We start from the raw sequence: 18,398 nt of genomic DNA on the forward strand, positions 1-18,398 counted from the left end.
CTGATTACTGCCCGACGCCGGATACGGAAGGTAAAAACGCCCGGCAAAGCCGGGCGTTATGTCATTAAGCCTTGTCTCGCTTGCGCTGCCCGTCTCCCGGCTGAAGCTCATCTTCACGGAACGCTTCCCGCTTGATGCTATAACCGTCGTGCCACCGGCATTCCACCATACCGCTGGAATACCCGGTGACAATCATACGTGGGCCGCCCTTCTTAGGCTTAACTTCATCACTGACCAAAAAGACCATACCTGCCTCCTGTATCAGGGTGAAACGTTTTCAATTTAGACGAGGAATGATCTTTTTGCACCCCGCAACAGGTAACAATTAGTGCGACGTTCCGCGGATTTTTTCGACCAGTTTTACGGCCCCAACCACGATAATGCCAATGATAAAGCCCAGCACAAGATTAAGCAGCGTGGGCAGAATCGCCGCCACTATGCTGCCCTGCGCCGAGGCGAAATGTTCAATAGCATGGTGCAGCGGCGCGATACCGTGAACCACAATACCGCCTCCGACAAGGAACATCGCCAGCGTACCCACCACTGACAGGCTCTTCATCAGCCAGGGCGCGGTCACCAGCAGGCTTTTACCGATACCTTTGGCGATAGCGCTCGATTTTTCTTCCAGCCAGTAGCCGATATCATCCAGCTTAACGATAAGCCCCACCAGCCCGTACACCCCCACCGTGACCAGAATGGCGATCCCGGAGAGGATCAGGACCTGGTTCAGAAGCGGTGCTTCAGAGACAATACCCAACGTAATGGCCACGATCTCCGCCGACAGAATAAAGTCGGTACGAATGGCACCTTTCACCTTATCACGCTCGAAAGTTTTAGGATCCTGCGCTGCCAGCGCCTCAAGACGCTGCTGGCGCATTTCCGGCGTGTCGCTGTTCTTACGTGCGGCGAACGAGTGCAGGATTTTCTCAGCGCCTTCGAAGCATAAAAATGCGCCGCCAATCATCAGCAGCGGCGTGATCGCCCATGGGATAAATGCGCTGATCAGCAGCGCAAGCGGCACCAGGATCACCTTATTCAGGAATGAGCCTTTCGCTACGCCCCATACCACCGGTAATTCACGGTTGGCCCGAACGCCGCTCACCTGCTGGGCGTTGAGCGATAAATCGTCTCCCAGAACCCCGGCGGTTTTCTTCGCCGCCAGTTTTCCCATCACCGAAATGTCATCCAGTAAGGTGGCAATATCATCCAGTAATGTTAATAAGCTACTTCCTGCCAAAATCTCATTCCTTCTTTTTTTGGTAATTAAGTGAATAGTATGGAGCAAAAGTGTAAACCCGGAAACAGGCACCTCGCGTCAACAAAAAATTCACATCAACTACACAATTAAAGGGCTCGCCAGGCCGATAGTTTTGGCGTTTACTGTCAGCGACCTTTTCATTTTGTCGCGAGGGATTATGCGTTTCCGGCAACTGCTACCGCTCATTGGGGCACTTTTTTCGCTGTATATCATCTGGGGTTCCACCTACTTTGTCATTCGTATCGGCGTGGAGAGCTGGCCGCCGCTCATGATGGCGGGCGTACGCTTTCTCTCGGCGGGCGTGTTACTGATGGCCTTTCTGCTGTTACGGGGCCATAAGTTGCCTCCGCTTCGCCCGATGCTCAATGCCGCCCTGATTGGCCTGCTGCTACTGGCCATAGGGAATGGGTTTGTGACGGTCGCCGAGCACCAGAACGTGCCGTCCGGAATTGCCGCCGTCGTGGTCGCGACCGTCCCGCTGTTTACCCTGTGCTTTAGCCGTCTTTTCGGCATCCGCACCCGCAAGCTCGAATGGGTAGGGATTGGGATCGGGCTTGCCGGGATCATCCTGCTCAACAGCGGCGGTAACCTGAGCGGAAATCCGTGGGGCGCAGTGATTATCCTGATCGGCTCCATGAGCTGGGCATTTGGGTCGGTATACGGTTCACGAATTGAGCTACCGACCGGCATGATGGCGGGCGCGATTGAGATGCTCGCGGCGGGAATTGTGCTGCTGATTACCTCAACGCTGACGGGCGAAAAACTGACAGCCATGCCGGACCTTTCGGGCTTCCTGGCCGTGGGTTACCTGGCTCTATTTGGCTCTGTCATCGCCATTAACGCCTATATGTTCTTGATCCGCAATGTCTCGCCGGCGATCGCGACCAGCTACGCTTACGTGAACCCGGTGGTTGCCGTACTGCTGGGCACCAGCTTTGCCGGCGAAACGTTGTCTCCGGTGGAATGGCTGGCGCTGGGCGTGATTGTCTTTGCCGTTGTGCTGGTAACGCTGGGGAAATATCTGCTTCCTGCGAAGCCGGTTGTTACGCCGTGTGAGGTGGAGAAACCGTAAGCGGGTGAATACCCTGGGTGTCGATCTGCGCGGCCTGCCCGCCGCCGCAGATCCACTCTTCCAGCCGTTCTGTCAGGTCGGCATCGGTACGTCTTAATCTGCCGCGCAGCGCGCACTCCCAGACAATCAACACCCGCCAGCCCTGCGCGAGAAGCGTGCTAAGGTCACGGTTGTCCCGCGCGACGTTCTTGCCAATCTTCTCCAGCCAGAAATCCGTACGCGTCGCGGGAACCTTAAACAGGTAGCAGTCGTGGTGATGCCAGAAACAGCCGTGGGTAAAGATGATGCATTGATACGCATCGATAACGAAATCCGGACGGCCCGCAAGCGCGGCACCCTGCACGCGGAAATCAAACCCCGCCTCGGTCAGCAGCCCGGCTAGTCGCTTTTCAATGGCGGTATCACGCGTGCCGATGGCACGCATGTTTTTACTGCGCGTCGCCTTATTGTGAACATCCGTCATTGACGGCCTCACTCTCACGTAACGCCACGGCCTGTCTGATGCGGGAGGCCAGCAGTTTTGCCACCGCCGCAAACGCGGGAACGACCACCGAGTTACCAAACTGCCGATAAGCCTGGGTGTCCGACACCGGAATGCGGAAGGTGTACCCCTGCGGGGTCTCAAACCCCATCAGCCGAGCGCATTCACGCGGCGTTAAGCGGCGCGGACGGTGACGCTGGTTATCGGGATCGTCAAAATCTTTCTCCCCCAGCGCTTTATCCCAGCCCCGGTCGATCAGGATCTCTGCGCCATCTTTATAGTAGCGAGCGGACAACGTGCGCGTCACACAGTGCGGATCGTTCGGATTAACCATCCCGAAGCCAAAACCGTTGCCTTTGGCCTGGTGTTTTTTCGCATAGCGGTAGAGGTATTTCCACAGCACCGGGGTGAGGATAAATTTCGCGTCGACGACTGGTTCCAGCAGGTCGGCCACGGTTGGGCGACGCGCAGGATATAAAGAGGGAATATCCCGCAGGGTAAAATCCCCCTTCAGGTTGAGGTCGCGGCGAAAACCAACCAGCACAATGCGTTCGCGGTGCTGCGGCAGGAAATGCTTACCGTCGATGATTTTCGGGTCATCCGCGCCCATATGCTGAGCGTCCGCTACGTCATACCCCAGCTCATCGAGCGTTTGCATGATAATGCGGAAGGTCTTCCCGCCGTCATGGCTCTTGAGATTCTTGACGTTCTCCAGCACGAAAATCGCCGGACGACGGGCATCGATAATGCGGACAACATCAAAGAACAGCGTGCCTTGCGTATCGCAGGCAAAACCGTGGGCGCGTCCGAGGGCATTCTTTTTCGACACGCCGGCCAGCGAGAAAGGCTGGCACGGGAAGCCCGCCAGCAGGACATCATGGGCCGGAATTGACTGGCGAATGTGCTCAGCCGCCTCTTCATCACTCACGCCACTTTTGTGGCTCAGCGTAACATCACGGATATCGGCGTTGAAACGGTGTTCATGGGGATCGCAGTACCAGTTGGCTTTGTAGGTACGGACCGCATGTTTGTTCCACTCGCTGGTAAACACACACTGCCCGCCAATGGCCTCAAACCCGTGTCGAATGCCGCCAATGCCGGCAAACAGATCGATAAAACGGAAGGCATAGTTCGGGTGCGCGGCTGAAGGACGCGGAAGCAGGTTTTGCAGGTAACGAAACTCGCCCTCACTCAGACGCTGCCCTGCTCGCTCGCTGGTCAGCAGTCTCTTCAGGATTGCCGGGCTCCAGTGGCTCTCACCGTGCGCCACCAGCTGATTCGCCAGCGTTTTAGCATCATAGATATCCAGCAGCTGGCGCAATAAAGCCTGCACCGTTGCCGTTGATTTCTCAGCCTGCTCTGGCGCGGGCTCACTCACTGATCGATTTTCCTGCATTCTTTTAACCGGAGAATAAAGACTGGAAACAGATTACCACAGTTCACTCGCTCAAACTGCGACGGAAGCGGCTCAGCACCTGGGTATCCAGCCCCAGGCAGTCGCCCTGTAATTCGGCACTTAATTTCGCCATAAACTGGATGAGAAAATCGGCGTTGTGTTGCGCAAGTTCGCGCCCCACGTCTGTGTGCATTGTATCAGGCAAGCGCAGCAGCTTGGTCTGAAAATGGTCGAGGGCAAAGGCGCGGTCATTAAGGGTGCGCGCGTCGGCAAACGGGTCTTCAGCGTTAAAGAGCGCCACGCCCAGCGCCCCCGATACCGCAAAGACGCGCGCAAGACCAATAGCACCAAGCGCTTCCAGCCGGTCAGCATCCTGAACAATTTTGGCTTCAAGACTGTGCGGCGCGATACCGGCGCTAAAACTGTGCGCTTCAATGGCATGCTCCACGGCCGCATAGCGTTCAGAGGAGAAATCCGGAAAATCGCGACGCAGAATGTCGAGCGTCTTGCTGGCCGCCAGACGTGATGACTGGCTGCGTTGGGGATGGTTTTTCGGCAGGCTGACAATGTCATGGAAATAACAGGCGGTCAGTACCACCAGTGAATCGACCGCCTGGTTCGCCATGATTTTTTGCGCCGTCATCCAGACACGACGAAAGTGCGAAATATCATGCGCAGCGTCGTGGGTCGCGTGGTTTTTATCGAGCCAACGCTCAAAGCGAGACTGCCACTGCGTAAGTTCCATCATCACGTCCTGTTGTTAAAACGGCTACAATAGCAACTTTCCCCGCCGCTATCACGGCTTGTCCTGACAGGGACGCGTGTACCCTGCATTCCCGAGGAAATATATTTAATATCAATTGGAGATATTAAATAATACTGCCGCTAAATACTTAATGCTAATTTATTTCTATATATTTTAAACTCTAATTCACCAGAAAAATAAAGCGACAGATAGAAATATTTTGCAATATTTCTATGATTTTAATTACATTTATTTTTGAACCAAAATGACATTGCGTAGAATAGTATCAATTCTGTAATGACAGAGAGTGATTACATATATTCATATTAATTATCTTTAAAGGGAATATATAATGAAAAGAAAAGTTCTGGCAATTCTCGTACCCGCATTATTAATGGCTGGCGCAGCACATGCAGCTGAAATGTATAACAAAAACGGCAATAAAGTTGATCTGTACGGTAAGATCGATGCGCGTCATACCTTCTCTGACCACCCTGGGGATGATGGCGATGAAACCTATGTACAAATTGGTTTCAAAGGCGAAACACAAATCACTAACGATGTTATTGGTTATGGCCAGTGGGAATATAAAACTTACGCCAATAATACCGAAAGTGCCGGTGATACTTCATTTAACCGTCTGGCGTACGCTGGCCTGAAATATGGCGAATACGGTTCATTCGATTACGGTCGTAATTACGGCGTCGTGTATGATGTTGAAGCCTGGACCGATATGCTGCCCGTATTTGGGGGCGATTCTTATACCTGGACCGACAACTTCATGGTCGGCCGTGCAAACGGTGTGGCGACCTACCGTAATGCCGATTTCTTCGGCCTGGTTGAGGGTCTGAATTTTGCGCTGCAGTATCAGGGGGCAAACGAAGGTCAGGACGCAACAGAAGATCAGGAAGGGACCAAGAACGGTCATGACGACGTGCGTTTCCAGAACGGTGACGGCTTCGGTATGTCCACTAGCTATGATTTCTCCGGCGATCTGTCTGGCCTGACCTTAGGCGCGGCCTACTCCTCTTCTGACCGTACCAATGAGCAGGAAGCGAAGGGTATACAAGACAGCGCACGTTTCGCCGGCGGTAAGACTGCGGAAGTGTGGACCGTTGGCGCGAAATATGATGCCAACAGCGTTTATCTGGCGATGATGTATGCGCAAACCCGTAATATGACGCCATATGGCGATACCGGGATTGCGGATGAGACGCAGAACTTTGAAGCCGTGGCGCAATACCAGTTCGACTTCGGCCTGCGTCCATCCCTGGCATGGGTTTACTCCAAAGGCAAGGACATGACTTATCCTGGCAATGCGGGTAACCCACAGGGCCAGCATGGCAACATGGATCTGGTTAACTATATCGACGTCGGTATGACCTACAGCTTTAACAAAAACTTCTCCACCTATGTTGATTACAAAATCAACATGCTGGACAACGACGAAAGCTTCTACGAAGCAAACGGCATCTCTACAGATGACATCGTTGGCGTAGGTATGACGTACCAGTTCTAACTTCCCACTATGATAAAAGCCCGCATCGCGGGCTTTTTTTTATTCAACAGAGAAATGTTACGGAGCTTCCTGCAGTGCCAGACGAATAAAGCCGTTGTTCTGCGCCAGCAGTTCATGCGCCTTCCAGGCATCCAGCCCTGTCAGCACCATCAGCACCGCTGTTTTACAGTTATGGTTGCAGCTCTCCAGCGCGGCTTTCGCCGCTGACCGGGTGCATCCCCCCGCTTCCATGACGATGGCAATTTGCCGTTCAGACCATTTGGTGTTGCTGGCGTCCAGATCCACGCGCAGGTTGCTGAATACGCGTCCGGTTCGAACCGCCAGGCCGGTGGTTATCATGGTCAGGATCATTTTTTGTGCGATCCCGGCTTTGGTATTGATATAACCCGCGATCGCGTCCGAGCCAAGCTCCGGGGCAATCACCATGCTCGCCAGCTGTGCGGCTTCACTTTGCGCGTCATCCGTAATAGCCGCGACCGGGGAACCCAACGACCACGCATGGCGCATCGCGCCCCAGACCCACGGTGTTTTTCCGCTGACGGTGACCGCCAGCATCATATCCTGTTCACCAAATTTGATGGCCTGCAGGTCGGCGACACCGCGCTCGTAGCTGCCCGCCTCCTCTCCCGCCGTTATGGCGATCACAGGCGTTTTTCCCGGGGCATACTCATCGGCTGCCTGCTGCGCGACACGGCCTGAGGGGCCGGCGCCAACAATGACCAGACGACCACCGTGACTCAGGGTCGCAGCGGCGTTATCCACCACGCGGGCGATCGTTGTTAAACATGGGGTTATTGCAGCGGAGATGAGGGCATCATCCTGGTGAATGACTTTCAGCATGTCCAGCGTGGACAATCTATCGATATTCATCGTGCTGGCGTGCCGTCTTTCCTTGACCGAACCGGTAAGCGTAATGCTCATAAACAACCTCCTTATTATGAGTACCCCTACACTATAAAGTGTTTTAGACAGGTGACCTGCGAGGAGGGTCACGAAAAGAGGACCGAATCCATGCCTTTACATGGCTTTAAGAAACGCGCGTCATCGGCGATAATTACCCCTTTCTTAATCATCGCGGAGTTTTGATGAGCGATTTGCAGCCCTTCCCCCTGACGCGCAAGCGCCCCATGAAACTGAACACCCTGGTCACGTTAATGGTGTGCGCGATTATCGGTTCTGTGCTGCTGTTGGTATTTGCGCTCTATTCCGTCCAAATCACCCGTGCCACCCGCGATGATGTTAAGGATACGGCCCTTGGGATCGCGCGAACGCTGGCCGACAGTCCCGAAATTCAACGCGGTCTGATGCAGGCTCCCCAGGCGGATATTATTCAGCCCATCGCCCAGGCGGTCACCAGGCGCAACGACCTGCTCTTCACCGTGGTCACCGACATGCGCGGTATTCGTTACTCGCACCCGAACGAAGCCCTGTTAGGCCTGCACTTTATCGGCGATGACCTGACGCCCGCGCTGGAAGGAAAGGAGCATGTCGCCGTTAACCGGGGTGCCCTCGCGGAAGCGCTTCGCGTCTTCACACCCGTCTTTGATAGCCAGCACGAGCAGATCGGCGTAGTGGTGGTCGGTATCTCCCTTAAAAAAGTGGAAGATCAGATTGCCCGCGGGCGGCTTAACGCCGTCTGGACCATATTATTCAGTATATTGATGAGCTCGCTGGCCATCTGGGGTCTGGTTCGCGTGCTCAAACGTATCCTGTTCGGCCTTGAGCCGTATGAGATCTCTGCGCTGTTCGAACAGCGGCAGGCGATGCTGCAGTCGCTTCGCGAAGGGGTACTGGCCGTGGATATCCAGGGTCGGGTGACAATGATTAACCACACCGCCAGAGAAATATTGCTTCTGCCTTCCGGCAAACAGACCGAAAATGCCAGTGCTCCCCTGCTGGCAAGCCTGCGGGAAGTCTCGAAGAGCGGCATTGCACGCAAGGATCAGGAGATCAGCTGCAACGGGCGACTCTTGCTGTGCAACATGGTACCTGTTAAAAGCCAGGAGCGGGTTATTGGTGCCATCACCACTTTTCGCGATAAAACGGAAATCAGCCAGCTGATGCAGCGTATCGATGGCATGGTCAATTATGTCGATGCCCTGCGCTCCCATACGCACGAGTTTATGAACAAACTGCACGTGATCCTCGGTCTGCTGCATATGAAGCGCTACGACAAACTTGAAGAGTACATCATCCAGACGGCGCATAATTATCAGACCGATATTGGTACCATTCAGAGCAAAGTTAAATCTCCGGTGATAGCCGGGTTCCTGCTGGGTAAAATCAACCGGGCTAAGGAAGCAGGGATCGCCCTGACGCTGGCCGATGAGTGCCAGATACCGGATACCGCCAACGAAGAGCAGGTTGCGGTGCTGATTACCGTGCTGGGTAATCTCATTGAAAACGCGCTCGACGCGATGGCAGGACAGCAGGAAGGCGAAATTGGCCTGCTGCTACATTATCAGAATGGCTGGCTCAGTTGCGAAGTCAGCGACGATGGCCCCGGTATTGATCCGGCTCAGCTCGAGGCTGTTTTTACAAAGGGCTTCTCAACCAAAGGCGAAAATCGCGGCGTTGGGCTGTTCCTTGCTCGTCAGCAGATCCAGAACCTGGGCGGAGATATTACCGTCGAGTCTGAGCCTGGCGTATTTACCCAATTTTTTGTTCACATCCCCTGGGATAGCGAGAGGAATATCGCGTGATAAATGTGTTAATTGTCGATGATGACGCCATGGTGGCCGACCTCAACCGTCTGTATGTCAACCGTGTTGAAGGCTTTAGCTGCTGCGGCGTCGCCTCCACGCTCAACCAGGCCAGGGCCATCATTAACGACCCCAGCCAGCCTGTCGATCTGGTGCTGCTGGATGTCTATATGCAGCAGGATAACGGGCTGGATCTCCTTCCCGTCATCCGTGCCTCAGGCCGACCGATCGATGTCATTATGATCTCCTCCGCCGCCGATGCCGCCACCATCCAGACCTCCATCCATTACGGTGTGGTGGATTATCTGATTAAACCGTTCCAGTTCCCGCGTTTTGAAGAGGCGCTGAACGGCTGGAAGGCAAAGCACAGCCTGATGGGATCGCATCAGTACTATGAGCAGGCCGACGTCGACAGATTGATCCACGGCGGTGCGCCGGAACTGGCGGACAGTAAAAAACTGCCGAAAGGGTTAACGCCGCAAACGCTGCGTACGATTTGTCAGTGGATTGATGCGCACCCGGAGACGGAGTTTTCCACCGATGATCTGGCAAACGCGGTCAATATTTCACGCGTGTCCTGTCGCAAATACCTGATCTGGCTGGCGCAAATCAACATTCTGTTTACCAGCATTCACTACGGTGCCACCGGGCGGCCGGTGTATCGCTATCGCCTGCAGCCCGAGCAGACGGCACTGCTCAAGCAGTACTGTCAGTAACGCGGTAGCTGTTATCCAGCAAGGTAAAGCGGAAGTGGTGCGCTGAAGAGAGCACCACTTCTTTTGTTTTGGTCACGAAGATTGCTTCAATGTCGGGTCGTGCACGCAGCGCTGAACAGCCTTTACTGACGCCCATGCCGTACATCAGCGTGGTCCAGATATCACCGTCAATGGAGTTTTTCGAAATGATGGTGACGCTGTCCAGTTCGTTATCCAGCGGATAGCCGGTGCGCGGGTCAAGTATGTGGTGATAACGCCTGCCGTTCTGCTCAAAAAAGCGTTCGTAGGTACCCGATGTCACCACCGACATGTTCTCTACGGTCATCGTACCAAGCAGCGCCTCCCCGGCGAACGGTTTTTTGAGCCCCACGCTCCAGCCCCCTTCCGGTGAACCCAGCGTCTGGATATTACCGCCAAGATTAATAAGCCCCAGTTGAGCGCCCTCTTTACGCAGGTAATCGCGCACTCTGTCGGCGATATAGCCTTTGGCGATGGCCCCCAGATCAATCTCCATGCCCGCCCGGGTCAGGAACACGCTGCTGCTGGCCTCATCAAGGACCACATCCTCAGGATGGGTAATGGCGAGCAACGACGCGATTTCATCGGCAGGCGGAACGCTATCTCCCCGAAAACCGATTTTCCAGCGTTTCACCAGCGGGCCGATAGCCAGGTTAAATGCGCTGTCCTTGAGCTGGCTTGCCGCTTTCGCACAGCGGATAAGCTCAAAAACCGGGCGACTGACGGTGACAGGATGCTGACCGGCAGCATGGTTGATATCCATCACCTGCGAGCTGGCACGGTTGACGGTCAGCAGGTCTTCATACTGTTTAATCAGTCTAAAAACGCGAGAAGCGAGGGCTTCATCATGAGAGAAAAGCTTCAGGAGAATGGGCGATCCCATCAGAACGGCGGAGTAACTGTAGACGCGGTGGTCAGAAAACATGGTGCAAGCTCCCTGGTTGAAATGCCGGATACACGGTGCGTATCCGGCATACCCTTACGGCTGACTTACGCCCTTTTCGCGCGCATCGCCGCCTGATGTCCGGCAAGCGTACCAAAAATAATGATATCTGCCACCGCGTTACCCCCGATGCGGTTACCACCGTGGATACCACCGACCACTTCACCGGCCGCAAATGCCCCTGGCAGCACGTTGTGGTTGCTGTCCAGTACGCAGGTTTCGGTGTTAATGGTCACACCGCCCATGGTGTGGTGCACGCCCGGCGCAATCTGAATGGCATAGAATGGCCCTTCGTTGATCGGCGCACGCAGCGCGGTCGTACGGCCAAAATCGTCATCGTGCTGTTTTTCAACAAAGCCGTTGTAACGCTCCAGGGTCGCCAGGAAAGCGTGATAATCCATACCCAGGGCTTCAGCCAGCGCTTTAGGTGAGCTGGCGCTGGTGACAAACCCTTTGGCGATGTACTCATCTGCCGCTTTGTTTTTGGCGCGGACATGCTCATCAAAGACGATGTAAGCGTATTTCTCCGGCAGGGCGATAATTTGTGCAGAGACTTTATCGCGGGTTTCCATCTCGTTGAAGAAACGGTTCCCCTGCTGGTTCACCAGAATCGCCCCGCCACCGCGGATGGATTCGGAAATCAGGTACGAGGTTTTCTGCTCAACGGTTGGGTGGATCTGGATTTCACCCATATCGACCGTACCGGCGCCAATACGCTCCAGCAGCGCGATACCGCCCCCTGTCGCCCCTTTGTGGTTGGTGGTCACGAAACCTTCCAGGTCAGGACGGTACTTAACCACCATCTGGCTATTGGCGCTGAAACCACCGGTAGCCACAATGACGCTTTTGGTTGCTACGGTAAGGGTTTCGTTTTCTTCCGTGGTCAGACGTACGCCGGTGACTTCGCCGTTCTCGAAGAGAATGTCGCTGACCGACGTATCGAGCATGACCTCGATGTTGCGTTTGTTGACGTTACGCACCAGGCCGCTAATCAGATAGCCGCCCACCGCAGAACCGTCTTTTGGACGGTGAGTACGGTCGATGCTCATCCCGCCGGTGGTGGTGATGTCGTTGAGCATAATGCCGCGGGTCGCCAGCCACTCTATCGCCTGTGGGGCATTTTCCACAAAGCGGCGCAACAGTTCCGGGTTGTTCTTGTTTTTACCGCCTTTCAGGCTTTCCTGATAGAACAGCTCTTTGCTGTCCTGAATTCCTTTCACCCGCTGGAAGCGTGTTTCCGCGGCGTTCATCCCCGCAGACGCTTTAATGGTGTTACCGCCGATGGAGGGCATTTTCTCAACAATCAGCACGCTTGCGCCTTCGTCATGCGCCTGGATTGCTGCGGCCAGACCCGCGCCACCGCTACCGACCACCACAACGTCAACGCTTCGGGTCTCGTTCGGGTCGACACCCTCTTCGGCTGCCAGCGCTTTGCTGGATTTCAGCATGGCTTTGGACACCGCTTTTTTGACCGCTTCACTCTGGCTGGTTGCACCGGTAATGGCATCCACGTGCGGGGTGTTTGCATCCAGAATACGGGTGCGGATCTCTTCGAAGCTGGTGACAAACTCAACGTCCTGGGTCGGGCCAGAAGCCAGTTCAATGTCGGCGATGCGGTCGGTCTCCAGGCTGACGTTAATCACCAGTTCGTTGCTATCGTCCCGAACATTCTCAATAAACATGCCCGGTTTAAATTTCGATTCACCCATGCTCATATCGCGGATCATCGCCTCCACCAGCGAGAAACGCCACAGCGGCTCAGGGATGCTTAGCGCTTCGCGTCGGGTGCTGTCCATAAACAGTTCCAGCGTTTCTCCCGCCGCGATGCGGTCTGTCCAGTCTGGATAGGCGATGGTGGCGCGGCCTACGGCGATAAGATCGTAGCCATGTTCCAGCGCCTCGTTCGCATCCGCGGCATTGACCACGCCACCGACGCCCATGACCGGCACCTGCGCCAGCGTGTCAGAACGCATTGCGCGGTATTTTTCGATAAGCGGGGTCGGATCCTGCGTGTCGACAATAGAAGGACGCAGGGTTGCGCCAACGGAGAAGTGCAGATAATCCACACCGCGCGCGGCCAGCTTTTCCAGCAGGTACATGGTGTCTTCAAAGCGGATGCCCGGCTCTTCCAGCTCTTCAGGGGAGAAGCGATAGCCGATGATAAAGGCGTCATCGGCGTACTGGCGCACCATTTTATGGGTGATGTCGAGCACGGCCAGCGGGAATTTCGCGCGGTTATCGCGGCTGCCACCCCACTCGTCGTCACGCTGGTTAGAGTTTGGAGAGTAGAACTGCTGAATCAAATAGGTGTTGGCCCCATGGATTTCAACGCCATCGAAACCCGCCTGAATCGCACGGCGTACTGCTTCACCGAACTTACCGATCATCCCTTCGACTTCTTCCCCCGTCAGGGCAACCGGCGTGGCGGCGCCGTCACGCGGCGCGGCAACGGCACTTGGCCCCACCGGCGTGCGGCCACCGATCAGTTTCGGATCAACCATGCGGCCGCCGTGGTAGATCTGCAGCAGCGCTTTAGATCCTTTGGACTTAATCGCCTCAGCGATCTTCGCCAGCCCGGCGATTTTCTCGTCGTTATCAATGCCAATCGCACCCGGGAAGGCGAGACCGAGATCGTCAACAAAGCAGCACTCAACAATAATGGTACCAATACTGCCTGAGCGGGCGCGATAGTACTCAACCAGCTCGCTGGTCACCGTACCGTCGTAATAACCGGTACAGGTCGTCATAGGGGCCATTAACAAACGGTTTTTCAGTTCGGTACCATTCGGTAATGTGAAGGGGCTTAGAATACGTTCGTTAGTGCTCATAATAGAAACTCCAAACTTTAAAATTAAGAATTCGTTATCGGGCTCAGTTTTATTTCGATTTTTTTATTCCGATGTCATAATACTAATATAATGATTTTTTTAGTTTCTAAAGCTATTACGTTAGTTAAAAAACTATTTAATCCCTTCAATAACATTAATAACACATTGGTGTTAGCAATATTAATTACTCCATTCACAATCCTTTAAACACTGTTAACGTATCAATGACCTTTTTACGATCCCAAGAGACAAAAACAAACCATTAAAAACAAATAGTTATATGAAAATGGTTATTTGAAATGTTAACAACATTGAGTAAAATACATATCAAAATAAATAATACCCACATACGCCAGAGTGGTTATTATCAACTGAACAAAAACACCACCGCAACTCTATTTTTTTGATCGCGATCAAGCATCGAGACAGTCAAAGGCGCAATATATAAATATCATCAATTTTTAATTTAGCGCATCAAAAATGCGTTAAATCGCTATTACTGAAATAGCAAATGCGCACATTTAGTAACTAAATAAAATAAAAACAAACTAAAGAAAGCAAATGAATATTTCAGCGCATAACCGAATTCCTGACAACTTAAGACGCGAAACTATGAATACAAAAACTGCTGTAACGCCCCCTGTGGCGAGTCAAGCATCCAACGGAAAGGCAAAACGTCTGCTAATGATGGCATTGCCCATTGTCGTTGCCGTGCTGTTACTGTTTGTTCCGGTCCCGGAAGGGCTTCCTCCTTACGCGTGGCACTACTTCGCTATCTTTGTCGGCGTGATTGTCGGTTTAATCTTCGAACCGCTGCCAGGCGCGGTCATTGGCCTGACCGGCGTCGTGGCAATTGCGCTCTGCAGCCAGTGGGTGTTGTTCAGCCCGGAACAATTGGCCGACCCGAAATTCAAACTGGCGGGTGCCTCCTTTAAATGGGCCGTGAGCGGTTTTGGTAACTCTACCGTATGGCTGATTTTCGGTGCCTTCATGTTTGCCGCAGGCTATGACAAAACCCGCTTCGGCCGCCGTCTGGCGCTGATTCTGGTGAAATATCTGGGTCGTCGCAGCCTGACGCTCGGTTACGCTATCACCTTCGCGGACCTGCTGCTGGCACCGTTTACACCTTCCAACACCGCGCGTAGCGGCGGGACCATCTATCCGATTATCGCTAACCTGCCGCCGCTGTATGGTTCAAAACCGAACGATCCAAGCGCGCGTAAAATTGGTTCTTACCTGATGTGGGTGGCGATCACCGCGGCCTGTATTACCAGCTCAATGTTCCTGTCTGCCCTCGCACCGAACCTGCTGGCGCTGGCGCTGGTGAAAAGCACCGTGGGGATCGACATCTCCTGGGGCACCTGGTTTATCGCATTCCTGCCGCTGGGCGTGCTGCTGATTCTGACCATGCCGCTGCTGGCCTACTGGTTCTACCCGCCTGAAGTTAAAGTGAACAACGAAGTGCCACTGTGGGCGACCCGTGAACTGGAAAAACTGGGCAAACTGTCCCGTAACGAAATCCTGCTGCTGATTTTCGTCTGCTGCGCGCTGCTGATGTGGATTTTCGCCGCCGCGTGGATTGAACCGGCGATGGCTGCATTGTTAATCGTGGGTCTGATGCTGTGGACCGGGGTGCTGGAGTGGAACGATATCACCGGGAATAAAGCCGCCTGGAACACCTTCGTCTGGTTCGCCACCCTGGTTGCGCTGGCGGATGGCCTCTCCTCCACGGGCTTCATTAGCTGGCTGGGTAAAGAAGGCGGTCTGCTGATGAGCGGTATCTCGCCGGGTGTTGCCACCATCGTACTGCTGCTGGCGTTCTACCTGCTGCACTACCTGTTTGCCAGCACCACCGCACACACCACGGCGCTGCTGCCAGCGATGCTGACCATCGCCTCTACCATTCCGGGCATGAATATGGAGGTGTTCGTCCTGCTGATGGTGACCTCCCTGGGTGTCATGGGGATTATCACCCCTTACGGTACCGGCCCTAGCCCTATCTACTACGGTAGCGGCTACCTGCCAACCAAAGACTACTGGCGCCTCGGCACCATCTTTGGTGCCATCTTCCTGGCGGCCCTGCTGCTGATTGGTTATCCGTGGATGTCCATGATGTTCTGATCCCTGACCGCCGGGCTACCTCTCCGGCGGTTTTATTTTTTTGGAGCAATACGCTATGTCAAACAAACCGTTTTACTACCAGAACCCCTTCCCTCTCGCACACGACGATACCGAATACTATCTGCTGACCAAAGAACACGTCTCTGTTGCCGAATTTGAGGGTCAGGAGATCCTGAAAGTGGAACCCGAAGCGCTGACGCTGCTGGCACAGCAGGCTTTCCACGACGCCGCCTTTATGCTGCGCCCTTCGCATCAGAAACAGGTTGCCGCGATTCTTAACGACCCACAAGCCAGCGAAAATGATAAATACGTTGCCCTGCAGTTCCTGCGCAACTCTGAAATCGCGGCCAAAGGCGTGCTGCCCACCTGCCAGGATACCGGCACGGCGATCATCATGGGTAAAAAAGGCCAGCGCGTCTGGACCGGTGGCGGTGACGAAGCCGCGCTGAGTCAGGGTGTCTATAACACCTACATCGAAGATAACCTGCGTTATTCCCAGAATGCCGCGCTGGATATGTATAAAGAAGTCAATACCGGCACTAACCTGCCTGCGCAGATCGATCTCTACAGCGTCGACGGGGACGAATATAAATTCCTGTGCATGGCAAAAGGCGGCGGTTCCGCGAATAAAACCTATCTCTATCAGGAAACCAAAGCGCTGATTACCCCGGCGAAGCTGAAAAACTACCTGGTTGAGAAAATGCGTACCCTGGGTACCGCGGCCTGCCCGCCTTACCATATTGCCTTCGTGATTGGGGGAACGTCGGCTGAAGCGACGCTGAAAACCGTTAAGCTCGCCTCAACGCGCTATTACGACGCGCTGCCCACCGAAGGTAACGAACACGGTCAGGCGTTCCGTGATGTTCAGCTCGAACAGGAACTGCTTCAGGAAGCACAGAACCTCGGCCTGGGCGCACAGTTTGGCGGGAAATACTTCGCCCATGATATTCGCGTGATCCGTCTGCCGCGCCACGGCGCCTCCTGCCCCATTGGTATGGGCGTCTCCTGCTCCGCTGACCGCAACATCAAAGCCAAAATCAACCGCGACGGTATCTGGATTGAAAAACTGGAGCACAATCCGGGCCAGTATATTCCTGAATCCCTGCGTCAACAGGGCGAAGGCGACGTGGTCAGCATCAATCTGAATAAGCCGATGAAGGAGATCCTGGCCCAGCTTTCTGCTCATCCGGTCTCTACCCGCCTGTCACTGAACGGCACCATCATCGTGGCGCGCGACATTGCCCACGCGAAGCTGAAAGAGCTGCTCGACAACGGTGAAGAACTGCCGCAGTACGTCAAAGACCATCCAATCTACTACGCAGGCCCGGCCAAGACTCCGGAAGGCTATGCATCAGGCTCTCTCGGCCCAACCACGGCAGGACGGATGGATTCGTACGTCGACCTGCTGCAGTCTCACGGTGCGAGCATGATCATGCTGGCGAAAGGCAACCGTAGCCAGCAGGTGACCGATGCCTGTCATAAGCACGGCGGTTTCTACCTCGGCAGCATCGGCGGCCCGGCGGCGGTACTGGCACAAAACAGCATCAAGCGTCTGGAGTGCGTGGCCTATCCTGAGCTGGGTATGGAAGCCATCTGGAAAATCGAAGTGGAAAACTTCCCGGCGTTTATCCTGGTGGATGACAAGGGTAACGACTTCTTCCAGCAGATCCAGAATCAGCAGTGCAATGGGTGTTCACAGCGCTGAGTTTTTCCACAACGCCGGTAACAGTGACAGCGTTTCAGCGATCCTCTCTCGCTTGTCGCTTCCCGGCTTCCAGATGGTCACCATCGTCTGACTTATCCCCTGGCTGCCCACTTCGGTGTGCAGCCTTTTTACCTTTTTCCACCCGGTCGGCTGGAAATGCGTCGGTAAAAATCCCCAGCCGCATCCCTGCTCCAGCAGGCCCCGCAACATCTCCAGCTCGTTGGTAAAAAGGGTGTGCCCCGAAATTTGCAGACGACGCGCCACCGGCTCATCCGAGGCGGCGTGCATAATCACCTGCGGCACCAGCGATAACTCAAGCAGCGACAGCGGCTGCGTGGTTTCAGCGAACAGCGTGTTGCAGGCGTAGAAATCCATATCGATCGCCCCGAGCGCCCGCCACTCCATTTCATTACCCACACTGCGATTACGTGCCTGGCAAATGCCCAGATCCGCCTGCCCGCTGGCCAGCATCGCTTCCGCCTCATCCCGGGAGGCGCTGACCAGGCTCAGACGTAAATGTCGCTTCGCCATCTCGCCAATCAGCGCCTGCAAAAATGGCCTCGAGGTAAAGGGATCGTAAACCAGCGTGATGTCCTGCGTAGCACGCTCCGGTACCGCGCTGGCAAATGCCTCAAAGGCTTTCACCTGGCGCATCAGCAGGTGCGCCTGCCGCTGCAGCTGCTCGCCCTCAGGGGTCAGACGCAGCGTGCGTCCTTCACGCACAAACAGCCTGTACCCTAATCCATCTTCGAGAAAATCAATCAGGTCGCGCAGCGTCGTACGATCTTTCCCGAGCTTCATCGCCGCTTTTGCCAGGCCACCGTATTCCACCACGGCGGTAAACGCTTCCAGTTGGGCAAAGGAATAAATTACCGTCGACACGCCACTCTCCAT

The 18,398-nt window shown here is 54.6% G+C and carries 15 protein-coding genes; 6 read left to right on the forward strand and 9 right to left on the reverse strand.

Annotated elements, in window-relative coordinates; genetic code table 11:
* Positions 1 to 64 precede the first annotated feature (64 nt).
* Both ACMGG3_RS10320 and ACMGG3_RS10325 read right to left on the reverse strand, forming a co-directional pair.
* Positions 65 to 247, reverse strand: a complete 183-nt coding sequence (locus ACMGG3_RS10320) for a YodC family protein (protein ID WP_014170745.1) — start codon at positions 245 to 247, stop codon at positions 65 to 67.
* Between the two features lie 78 nt (positions 248 to 325).
* Positions 326 to 1,237, reverse strand: coding sequence for a DUF808 domain-containing protein (locus tag ACMGG3_RS10325; protein WP_020883330.1), 912 nt, complete (start codon positions 1,235 to 1,237; stop codon positions 326 to 328).
* A gap of 178 nt (positions 1,238 to 1,415) precedes the next feature.
* Between ACMGG3_RS10325 and yedA the strand changes: the two genes are divergently transcribed.
* Positions 1,416 to 2,330, forward strand: a complete 915-nt coding sequence (gene yedA, locus ACMGG3_RS10330; protein WP_410389986.1) for a drug/metabolite exporter YedA — start codon at positions 1,416 to 1,418, stop codon at positions 2,328 to 2,330.
* On the opposite strand, the gene ACMGG3_RS10335 is transcribed toward yedA, so the two are convergent.
* From ACMGG3_RS10335 to ACMGG3_RS10345, 3 genes are all read right to left on the reverse strand, one after another.
* Positions 2,302 to 2,793, reverse strand: a complete 492-nt coding sequence (locus ACMGG3_RS10335) for a very short patch repair endonuclease (RefSeq protein WP_414149868.1) — start codon at positions 2,791 to 2,793, stop codon at positions 2,302 to 2,304. The genes yedA and ACMGG3_RS10335 overlap by 29 nt on opposite strands.
* A complete protein-coding gene (locus tag ACMGG3_RS10340) occupies positions 2,774 to 4,189 on the reverse strand; it encodes a DNA cytosine methyltransferase (RefSeq protein WP_047355482.1) in 1,416 nt (471 codons plus the stop codon). Before ACMGG3_RS10340 ends, ACMGG3_RS10335 begins: the two co-directional genes overlap by 20 nt.
* A 61-nt stretch (positions 4,190 to 4,250) precedes the next feature.
* Positions 4,251 to 4,952 carry a phosphohydrolase gene (locus ACMGG3_RS10345; protein ID WP_138014294.1) on the reverse strand — a complete coding sequence of 234 codons (702 nt, stop codon included), beginning with the start codon at positions 4,950 to 4,952 and terminating at the stop codon, positions 4,251 to 4,253.
* A gap of 352 nt (positions 4,953 to 5,304) precedes the next feature.
* Between ACMGG3_RS10345 and ompC the strand changes: the two genes are divergently transcribed.
* On the forward strand, positions 5,305 to 6,471 hold the full coding sequence (gene ompC, locus ACMGG3_RS10350) for a porin OmpC (protein WP_414149869.1): 1,167 nt from the start codon (positions 5,305 to 5,307) through the stop codon (positions 6,469 to 6,471).
* Positions 6,472 to 6,528: 57 nt separating this feature from the next.
* On the opposite strand, the gene ACMGG3_RS10355 is transcribed toward ompC, so the two are convergent.
* Positions 6,529 to 7,392 (reverse strand): N-acetylmuramic acid 6-phosphate etherase, encoded by an 864-nt coding sequence (locus ACMGG3_RS10355; protein ID WP_414149870.1) that lies wholly within the window; start codon positions 7,390 to 7,392, stop codon positions 6,529 to 6,531.
* 164 nt (positions 7,393 to 7,556) lie between these two features.
* On the opposite strand from ACMGG3_RS10355, the gene ACMGG3_RS10360 reads away from it, so the two are divergent.
* Together ACMGG3_RS10360 and dcuR are read left to right on the forward strand one after the other, a co-directional pair.
* Positions 7,557 to 9,173, forward strand: coding sequence for a sensor histidine kinase (locus ACMGG3_RS10360; protein WP_328704438.1), 1,617 nt, complete (start codon positions 7,557 to 7,559; stop codon positions 9,171 to 9,173).
* Entirely contained in the window at positions 9,170 to 9,889 is a 720-nt protein-coding gene (dcuR, locus tag ACMGG3_RS10365; RefSeq protein WP_014170753.1) for a two-component system response regulator DcuR, read from the forward strand. Before ACMGG3_RS10360 ends, dcuR begins: the two co-directional genes overlap by 4 nt.
* Here dcuR and ACMGG3_RS10370 read toward each other — a convergent pair.
* Both ACMGG3_RS10370 and ACMGG3_RS10375 read right to left on the reverse strand, forming a co-directional pair.
* Positions 9,870 to 10,832 carry an FAD:protein FMN transferase gene (locus ACMGG3_RS10370; RefSeq protein WP_068794770.1) on the reverse strand — a complete coding sequence of 321 codons (963 nt, stop codon included), beginning with the start codon at positions 10,830 to 10,832 and terminating at the stop codon, positions 9,870 to 9,872. The two genes, dcuR and ACMGG3_RS10370, sit on opposite strands and share 20 nt — an antisense overlap.
* Before the next feature lie 65 nt (positions 10,833 to 10,897).
* The gene (locus ACMGG3_RS10375) at positions 10,898 to 13,678 is read right to left on the reverse strand and encodes a flavocytochrome c (RefSeq protein WP_014170755.1); all 2,781 of its coding nucleotides are present in this window, start codon (positions 13,676 to 13,678) and stop codon (positions 10,898 to 10,900) included.
* A gap of 612 nt (positions 13,679 to 14,290) precedes the next feature.
* On the opposite strand from ACMGG3_RS10375, the gene ACMGG3_RS10380 reads away from it, so the two are divergent.
* Positions 14,291 to 15,799 carry an anion permease gene (locus ACMGG3_RS10380; protein WP_072126457.1) on the forward strand — a complete coding sequence of 503 codons (1,509 nt, stop codon included), beginning with the start codon at positions 14,291 to 14,293 and terminating at the stop codon, positions 15,797 to 15,799.
* Positions 15,800 to 15,854: 55 nt separating this feature from the next.
* Positions 15,855 to 17,504: a class I fumarate hydratase FumA gene (gene fumA, locus ACMGG3_RS10385; protein ID WP_025203790.1), complete on the forward strand. Its 1,650-nt coding sequence runs from the start codon at positions 15,855 to 15,857 to the stop codon at positions 17,502 to 17,504.
* Here fumA and ACMGG3_RS10390 read toward each other — a convergent pair.
* Complete coding sequence (locus tag ACMGG3_RS10390) at positions 17,493 to 18,398, reverse strand: LysR family transcriptional regulator (RefSeq protein WP_113656033.1); 906 nt, start codon at positions 18,396 to 18,398, stop codon at positions 17,493 to 17,495. The two genes, fumA and ACMGG3_RS10390, sit on opposite strands and share 12 nt — an antisense overlap.

Source organism: Enterobacter sp. BNK-18, from assembly GCF_047456135.1.
Taxonomy (GTDB): Bacteria; Pseudomonadota; Gammaproteobacteria; order Enterobacterales; family Enterobacteriaceae; genus Enterobacter; species Enterobacter ludwigii.

Bases quoted from the DNA above. Each gene is read 5' to 3' on its own strand.
- ACMGG3_RS10320 (WP_014170745.1), bottom strand. From the start codon at position 247: ATGGTCTTTTTGGTCAGTGATGAAGTTAAGCCTAAGAAGGGCGGCCCA.
- yedA (WP_410389986.1), top strand. From the start codon at position 1,416: ATGCGTTTCCGGCAACTGCTACCGCTCATTGGGGCACTTTTTTCGCTG.
- ACMGG3_RS10335 (WP_414149868.1), bottom strand. From the start codon at position 2,793: ATGACGGATGTTCACAATAAGGCGACGCGCAGTAAAAACATGCGTGCC.
- ACMGG3_RS10345 (WP_138014294.1), bottom strand. From the start codon at position 4,952: ATGGAACTTACGCAGTGGCAGTCTCGCTTTGAGCGTTGGCTCGATAAA.
- ompC (WP_414149869.1), top strand. From the start codon at position 5,305: ATGAAAAGAAAAGTTCTGGCAATTCTCGTACCCGCATTATTAATGGCT.
- ACMGG3_RS10355 (WP_414149870.1), bottom strand. From the start codon at position 7,392: ATGAGCATTACGCTTACCGGTTCGGTCAAGGAAAGACGGCACGCCAGC.
- ACMGG3_RS10360 (WP_328704438.1), top strand. From the start codon at position 7,557: ATGAGCGATTTGCAGCCCTTCCCCCTGACGCGCAAGCGCCCCATGAAA.
- ACMGG3_RS10370 (WP_068794770.1), bottom strand. From the start codon at position 10,832: ATGTTTTCTGACCACCGCGTCTACAGTTACTCCGCCGTTCTGATGGGA.
- ACMGG3_RS10375 (WP_014170755.1), bottom strand. From the start codon at position 13,678: ATGAGCACTAACGAACGTATTCTAAGCCCCTTCACATTACCGAATGGT.
- ACMGG3_RS10380 (WP_072126457.1), top strand. From the start codon at position 14,291: ATGAATACAAAAACTGCTGTAACGCCCCCTGTGGCGAGTCAAGCATCC.
- fumA (WP_025203790.1), top strand. From the start codon at position 15,855: ATGTCAAACAAACCGTTTTACTACCAGAACCCCTTCCCTCTCGCACAC.
- ACMGG3_RS10390 (WP_113656033.1), bottom strand. From the start codon at position 18,398: ATGGAGAGTGGCGTGTCGACGGTAATTTATTCCTTTGCCCAACTGGAA.